Source organism: Nostoc sp. FACHB-888 (genome assembly GCF_014696655.1).
Taxonomy (GTDB): domain Bacteria; phylum Cyanobacteriota; class Cyanobacteriia; order Cyanobacteriales; family Nostocaceae; genus Nostoc.
Map to the genome: position 1 here is coordinate 1 of NZ_JACJQM010000208.1, position 6,915 is coordinate 6,915.

Below are 6,915 nucleotides of genomic sequence, written 5' to 3' on the forward strand. Positions count from 1 at the left end.
TTGCGGGTCGATTCATGGGTTAAAACTGCTGAAATGCTTGTCATATATACATTTTAGCAGTTTTAAGCTCCGCTTTTTTCTGAGTTTGTGAGAAATCCGGGACAACTGCTGGCAAGAGCGATTTCTGTCAAAGACTCAGCATTGAGATGGTTGATACTAGCGAAGAAAATTGAAAATCAATATATACCAAACCCGACATTTATGAAATTCACAACTGTATCTGTTAGTTACTCTAGAAAATTTAATCTTGGTAATTTTGAGTCACTCGATTTAGGTTGTTCTCTATGGGCGCAAGTGGAAGATGGGGAAGACGCTGATGGAATAACACAATTCCTTTATCAACAAGCCAAAGCTTCGGTAAAACTTGCTGCAATGCCTGTCTTGAAAGCTTCAGAGTTTCAGATAAATAAAGCTAAATCTAGCAAAAAAGTGTCGGGCAATGTTAACGAAACTGATTGGTAAGAATTTGGAACCAGACAATGCAAGAACTAATCAAAGCTCTAATTAAAGCAAAGGCAGAGTTTAATCCCATTCAAAAAGATGGTACTAATCCTCACTACAAGCGCAAATATGCAACACTAGATGCTGTGTTAGATGCTGCCACTCCCGGACTCAGTAAACATGGATTAGTAATAATTCAAACTACTGAAATCTGTGAAGGTCAAACAACACTGCAAACTCATTTGTTTCATGAATCTGGAGAGCGCATCACCAGCACTTATCCTTTACCTGAGATTGCTGACTCTCAAAAATTTGGTGCAGCATTAACTTATGCACGACGATATGCGGTTTGTGCAATTTTATCGGTGACGGCAGATGAAGATAATGATGCTGAAGGCGTTGCTACTCCAAAAAGGACTGAACAACCGCACAATAATATTAGACCCCGCAAAGACAATCAACAGCCTAGAGTTGAACCAACAAAACAATCTGTAACTCCGCCATCAATCAACCCAAAAGATTTGCGAGTCAAAGAAGTTCGCACACTTTTAAATTATCCACTCGATTTAGTTAAAGAATGGCTGCATTCTCGAAATGTTACCAGTCCGAGTGAGCTTGATTCTCTTCAGATTGATGAATTAGTGAAGACTATGTGTTTGGCTTGGGCTGGGAATAAGTTTGGACATCCGAATCATGCTGCTAACTCTTATCAGAAACACGTAATCGATGCTGTATTACGAGGTGTTTCTGAGATGGAAGCAATTCAAGCATGGATGGAAGGTGCGCTTGCACAATTGCCTGAACTGAATTGAATAACATCAATAGGAAAAATATCATGCCGAGAAAATCAACTCATCCTACTCCTACTGACAATTCCTCACTATGCATACAATACCTCCATCGTTGTGGGGGTAGCGCTCGATTGTGTCATATCAACTTCAGTCTGTCAGTTATTCAAACCTTGGTCAATCAAAGAAAGGTAAAGATTAGCAATACTGGTGCAGGGTTTTTTATTGAATTGGAGGATTCCAAATGACTAATCACAAACAAGTTGTTTATCAATCCCAATTAATTAGGCCACAATAGTAAAATGGTTCTTCGTCGCCGTATTAGGAGAAGATTCAACCCCAGGATTTTCATCGACCGCACCATAGAAACAACTGCAATTATCTCTCTGCTTTTTACCGGATTTGCGGGAGTAGGGGCAACAGGCTGCTGGGGAATAGAGATTGCTACGAGTTCTCATTACTGGCAGCAACAGAAAAGTATTTGCTTGGGTGCAATGCTGGTAAGTTTTTCTGCCTTCTTAGGGACTTCTTTAGTCAGAGCAAGCCTCAGCATTCAACGAGATAAATTTTAGGTGACTTAACGGCAATGAAAGAGTACAAAACCAAACATGGCGGCTACAAAATCGATACTACTAGAACACCGATTCACTAATAAAACGCGAGGTTGAAAAACCGGATTTTTAGGTCATTTAAACCATAGCTTCTTTCTTGTGCCTAAAAGAAACCCGAGTTTTTCGTCATGACTCTGAATACTGAATCGGTGTTCTAGTTCGCTTTCATGACTTGGCGGGGAAAAGGGTAAGAGATTTAAACCCTTTCCCCCTTATCCCCATTTCGTGGGGGCCCCACCTTCCCCTTTTCCCAGCCTTCACGAGCGCATTTTTGGGGTGGCAGATTACTAGTTAGGTTTAATGAATGATTACTGCGTCTTTGAATTGACGAAACTCTTGATGCTCTTGGGCGAAATGATTAATTACCTCTGTTGGAGTTAGTCGTCTAACTTCTGTTTCGGATCTAATTGGTTGTAATACACAATTGATACTGCATTGAGAGTCATTAGCCTTTCTATATACATATCCTGAAATCATCCCAGGTATCCGAAAATAATCGCCTGTCCGTAATTGGGAGAAAGTCATAAGAGTTACCTACTTTTGACAACGCCAATTTTTAGATTAGCGTACTTTGCATTTAACTTAATGCATCCCAAAAGACCAATTGCATGACCTATACATTACAAAGAGAAAACATGATACCACGAAATAACTTACATCCGACTTCACAAGACAGTTGTTCTCTATGCCTGCAATATATCAAGCGTTGTGGGGGTAGCGCAAGACTCAGTAGTATTTATTTCAGTATTGGAGTAATCCAAACACTGATAAATAACAATATGGTGAAGATTACGAATACTGGTGCAGGGATATATGTGGAGTTAACCGACACATGAAAATATACCAATTTAAATACACAATTACGATAACCGCCCAATTAACTGTGCCAGAATTGCCTCAAGAGAAGCTAATGCAGCGTTCGTTGTTCTCTGGTGTTCCTCAAAGTTGCGCTGGTGTTGTTCAAAACTAAGTTGATGTTCCTCAAAGTTGTGTTGATGTTGTTCAAAACTACGTTGTAAATTTTCTGTACTTTCCCGTAATTCCAAGACAACACCATCCAGAACTGCACTACGAGCTAAAACACTGGTAGCTGTATCAATGTATGCGTCAAGCTGGGCTTGAGTATCGGCTTGCTGTCGAGCTAGGCTATCAATCTGGCTTTGAGTTTGGGCTTGCTGTTGAGCAACTCTTTCTACTAGTGCCTCAATTCTATCGAGTCTTGTTGATTGATTCGGTGTTTCGCTCATAAGTTAGTCTGTTGCTTTAACTACTATTATACAGATTTAGAACTTTAACTTTCAAGTTGTTACTAGAGCAAGACTTTGAGCGTCACAATTGTTCATTATTAAAAAAATTCTATCTGGAAGAAAGTTAGATAGATATTCCCAAATTCTTAAGCCAGACTTTTTTAAATAATTATTTAATTTGATAAATATCAAATTACAAGTCCAAGTTTTAATATTTTATTATCTGAATTATTTGAGTTTTCTAACAAGTAAGTGTGTCAGGATATAGTTAGTATTTTGCTTCACAAGATCATTAGATTTCTGAAGCAGAATTGAAAGCGATCGCCCCGGACAAGGAATGCGATCGCTCCTGCCACAAAAGGCAGTAACCCCAAAACGTAACTTTGGAGCTAGAAATATGATCGCACAAACTGATGAACTAAAAGAACTTGACCCGTTAGTTTTTTGTGAAATTTGGGGATTAAGTTACGAGCAAGCTTCAGAATATTTAAATATTAAAGCCAGAACAATGACAGCGTATGCTTGTAGTAAATCTTCTAAAACTCATCGTCAACCATCTTCGAGAGTAAAAGCTTTAGCCGCAATACATCATAATAAATGGTTGAAAGAAGGTAAGAGTTTTCGCCCCGAAGGAGCTTGGTAAATATCCCACTGAAAATTTCTAAGTTATCAACAAAGTTGTCAACAAAGTTGTCAACTTAGTAGCTTGAACCGCTTGGCGCGGTTTTTTATTATAAAAGAGCAAGGTCAATAGACAGTCAATAGACACTGGTCATTGATATCCACATGGACATCCATATTGACACTTAGATGCTACGGATATTGACTATCTTTTTGAGGCTATTGATACGGATTTGACTAAGTTCATGGAATCGGGATGGAGAAAACAACTTTTTAATCAAAAACAAAGCCAATCAGGGGTAAATCCCTTAGTTTTACCAATGTCAAAAGCGAAAGCGGCGAAAATTTTAGGTATTTGTCCCCGGACATTGGAACGATGGGCAAAAGTCGCTTCTTTGATTCCAGAGTATAGATTGAGAGTACCATGTACCCTAACTGCGGCAAAAATTCTGTTAGATAACATGGCTCAAGAAGCATTTAATCAAAGTGAAATGCCTGGATATCGGATTGCGCCAAGTTGTAGCGAGTACGGAGGTGTACGACAGCGCTGGTTCGTCGTTGAAAGCCAAGCGAGAAAAGATGCTGACCTCAAACAGTTGCAAAAACGTTTGATTAAACAGTTAGTAAAAGCCCAATCTGAACTGAGGCTGTTGTTAAATCAAGAATTTGCGTGTTCAAAAGATGCTTTCATTGCTGCACAACGCCTCAGTTCTAAGTTGCCCTTACATCAACTGACTAATATCCAAGTTCAAGAGATCAAGAAACATACTGGACGTGGCAGACCAAGTAAAGATTCTTCCCCCACTTTTTACTACCAAGTTGATGCAACCCTAGAACCCAAGGAAATAGCGATCGCCATTGAAACCAAAAGAGCCGGAAAATTTATTTTAGCGACCAATGTCCTCGATGCCGAAGAACTCAGCGATGACGATGTTTTACGTGAATACAAAGCACAGCAATCTACTGAGCGCGGTTTTCGGTTTCTCAAAGATCCTTTATTTTTTACTTCCAGTGTATTCCTCAATTCTACTGAGCGAGTTGCTGCACTAGCAATGGTTATGGGTTTGTGTCTGCTTGTTTATAGTCTGGGTCAAAGAGCTTTACGTCAAGCCTTAGAACAAGCCAAAAAAACTATTGATAATCAGTTGGGTAAACCAACTTCTACTCCAACCTTACGTTGGGTGTTCCAATGTTTTATGTCAATTCATTTGGTTACTGTCGCCCAAATAAAGCAAATTGCCAACTTAACCCATGAAAGGCAATGGATTCTCCAGTTTTTAGGTGCTCCTTGTCGAAAATATTATCTTCTTTCTTAACTAACCTGCGGAATCTGGGATACAAGAGTTTCAAAGCAGTAATTATCATTTTGAAATAAATCAGATATTAACTGAGTAGTTGTAAATAGCCTTTTATACAAAGCGAGTATATTGTGTTCCTGTATACAAGTTTCTTGTAGGAAGAATCGTCCTTCAGGTTGCGTGCTATTTAAATCTAAAGACAGGGAATTTTCCTGTTCAGGATAATTATTATCGGAATATCAAAGAAATATTGAGTTTTATTGAGGAATATTAACAATGCAATCTAACACTGCTACCGAAAAACCCCCTGTTGCTAAAGCTTACAATGGCAAAGACCGAAATGACTTGATCTTTGGCTGGAATCCCCAAGCTGAAATTTGGAACGGGCGCTTCGCTATGATTGGCTTCCTTGCTTACCTACTTTGGGATCTAAGTGGCTATAGCGTAGTTTGTAACTTGCTCTATTGGCTTAAATAAATAATCAAAGCACCTGCTTTCTTAGTCTTTTAATTAGTAACTATACTATGAGTGCCAAATAGTTTCATACTCTCTGACAAATAATTGTACCTGCCTCAAAACTAAATGGATCATGGATGAAGAAGTCTTCCAAGATGAAATTAGGGAATTTGCCCAGCAATCTAATAATTCAATTCCAACTAATTCGGAATTGTTATCCCAACTAAATCTAAGTAAGTAATCATCATGCCCAGGCGTCCGACACTGGATAAATTTTTCAGCAATAGTGCCAGAAGTGAACCCGTTCTCAGTAAGAATTTTAGTGAGAATTGCAGCGTGTATGCTATCCATTAAAGTGCCTCAAATATTATTTAGAGTGCCGTTACAGAAATTCCTGAAAACGACGATTTATTGATAACTATAATGCTCCCACTTTAACTCCCAATAATCTATTCAAAGCCCTTTCCTATTTATCTTTCAAATTTTTTCTTATTATAAAGGTTTCTTAAAGCTGTAGAAATTGAAAAATTCATTAATGCCCAGCCGGGCTAATTAAGAATATTATCGGACTTCGCCACGGAGGTGTAGATTGTCATAATCACACCCTCTCTAAATCATAGTCAGTCACTCGTGCGATGGGCGAAGCCCCGCCAAGGGCGATCGCATCTCTAAAAGTAAAAACCTCGTCACCGTTTTCAGATAAGCTAATCAGCATTTAAGTTGCATAAAAGCAGGGCTGATGCTCTTACTACGAGCGAATCATTCTGGAAAAATAAATGACGATTAGCTTATTTCTGGGGACATCCACTCGATGCTGTAGAACCAGCAATCGTTAATCAGTTGAATACCTTGGACTATGCGGATCGGTGGCCCATCTAGTGACAATTGAAACTCGACCAACTCACCCAAGCGAAACACAGGTTTTTCTTGGGGGAGCGATGGCTGCGCCAACGCCAAGGGCGAACGCAAATTACCTGTACCAATAAGTTCACTACCCCAAACAGTAATATTGTCATTGCAAGTATTGATTTCGTATTTCCAGCCTTGCAGCGACCATTCGACACCACAGCAGTAACCAAATGCTTTAACTCTTTTGACGTACACCCGTTCAAGCAAACTTACTAGCAACGGCGGGATTCGTTGACCCCAAGGTGGGGAGATGTACCAGCACTGTTCTAAGTTTGACTATCATCCGATAACCCGCAGTAAGCTGTTAAGCATATAAGAAAGCACATTGAGATCGCAGGGGGGCAGGAAGCAAGGGAGAGGGTTTGCAGCTTTTATTACTATGAAAATGGTGCAATTTAAATGACGATTAGCTTAAGACAATGCCTTACTCTGTGATTTGCCTCCACAGCCTGCGAGCAGCGGGAGCTGTGCGAAGACAACGCAATCGCTAGCTTGGGGTGGTGGAAGGCTATGGTCAAGATTTACAGTAGTTATACAGAGGTAT

Annotated in this window: 8 protein-coding genes and 2 pseudogenes; 6 read left to right on the top strand and 4 right to left on the bottom strand. The window is 39.6% G+C overall.

What is annotated here, in order from left to right; all coding sequences use genetic code 11:
• The first annotated feature begins 87 nt into the window (after positions 1–87).
• The 3 genes from H6G26_RS36685 to H6G26_RS36700 all read left to right on the top strand — a co-directional run bounded on the left by H6G26_RS36685 (position 88) and on the right by H6G26_RS36700 (position 1,801).
• Positions 88–462, top strand: coding sequence for a hypothetical protein (locus tag H6G26_RS36685; protein ID WP_347242577.1), 375 nt, complete (start codon positions 88–90; stop codon positions 460–462).
• Between the two features lie 17 nt (positions 463–479).
• Positions 480–1,253 carry an ERF family protein gene (locus H6G26_RS36690; RefSeq protein ID WP_190736394.1) on the top strand — a complete coding sequence of 258 codons (774 nt, stop codon included), beginning with the start codon at positions 480–482 and terminating at the stop codon, positions 1,251–1,253.
• 278 nt (positions 1,254–1,531) lie between these two features.
• A complete protein-coding gene (locus H6G26_RS36700; protein WP_190736398.1) occupies positions 1,532–1,801 on the top strand; it encodes a hypothetical protein in 270 nt (89 codons plus the stop codon).
• Between the two features lie 336 nt (positions 1,802–2,137).
• Here the strand turns inward: H6G26_RS36700 and H6G26_RS36705 are convergent, their stop codons facing one another.
• Entirely contained in the window at positions 2,138–2,365 is a 228-nt protein-coding gene (locus tag H6G26_RS36705; protein WP_190736400.1) for a hypothetical protein, read from the bottom strand.
• Positions 2,366–2,700: 335 nt separating this feature from the next.
• Positions 2,701–3,087, bottom strand: coding sequence for a hypothetical protein (locus H6G26_RS36710; protein WP_190736402.1), 387 nt, complete (start codon positions 3,085–3,087; stop codon positions 2,701–2,703).
• Positions 3,088–3,424: 337 nt separating this feature from the next.
• Between H6G26_RS36710 and H6G26_RS36715 the strand changes: the two genes are divergently transcribed.
• From H6G26_RS36715 to H6G26_RS36725, 3 genes and pseudogenes are all read left to right on the top strand, one after another.
• Entirely contained in the window at positions 3,425–3,730 is a 306-nt protein-coding gene (locus H6G26_RS36715) for a hypothetical protein (RefSeq protein WP_190736404.1), read from the top strand.
• 394 nt (positions 3,731–4,124) lie between these two features.
• Positions 4,125–5,024, top strand: a pseudogene (locus tag H6G26_RS36720) (IS1634 family transposase); the annotation flags it as partial.
• 258 nt (positions 5,025–5,282) lie between these two features.
• Positions 5,283–5,483, top strand: a complete 201-nt coding sequence (locus H6G26_RS36725) for a chlorophyll a/b-binding protein (RefSeq protein ID WP_100904474.1) — start codon at positions 5,283–5,285, stop codon at positions 5,481–5,483.
• A 45-nt stretch (positions 5,484–5,528) separates the two neighbouring features.
• Here H6G26_RS36725 and H6G26_RS36730 read toward each other — a convergent pair whose 3' ends face one another.
• Positions 5,529–5,813: a hypothetical protein gene (locus H6G26_RS36730; RefSeq protein WP_190736408.1), complete on the bottom strand. Its 285-nt coding sequence runs from the start codon at positions 5,811–5,813 to the stop codon at positions 5,529–5,531.
• A gap of 432 nt (positions 5,814–6,245) precedes the next feature.
• Positions 6,246–6,632, bottom strand: a pseudogene (locus H6G26_RS36735) (DUF1392 family protein); the annotation flags it as partial.
• Between the last annotated feature and the right edge of the window lie 283 nt (positions 6,633–6,915).

Bases quoted from the DNA above. Each gene is read 5' to 3' on its own strand.
- H6G26_RS36730 (WP_190736408.1), bottom strand. From the start codon at position 5,813: ATGGATAGCATACACGCTGCAATTCTCACTAAAATTCTTACTGAGAAC.
- H6G26_RS36715 (WP_190736404.1), top strand. From the start codon at position 3,425: ATGCGATCGCTCCTGCCACAAAAGGCAGTAACCCCAAAACGTAACTTT.
- H6G26_RS36705 (WP_190736400.1), bottom strand. From the start codon at position 2,365: ATGACTTTCTCCCAATTACGGACAGGCGATTATTTTCGGATACCTGGG.
- H6G26_RS36710 (WP_190736402.1), bottom strand. From the start codon at position 3,087: ATGAGCGAAACACCGAATCAATCAACAAGACTCGATAGAATTGAGGCA.
- H6G26_RS36725 (WP_100904474.1), top strand. From the start codon at position 5,283: ATGCAATCTAACACTGCTACCGAAAAACCCCCTGTTGCTAAAGCTTAC.
- H6G26_RS36700 (WP_190736398.1), top strand. From the start codon at position 1,532: ATGGTTCTTCGTCGCCGTATTAGGAGAAGATTCAACCCCAGGATTTTC.
- H6G26_RS36690 (WP_190736394.1), top strand. From the start codon at position 480: ATGCAAGAACTAATCAAAGCTCTAATTAAAGCAAAGGCAGAGTTTAAT.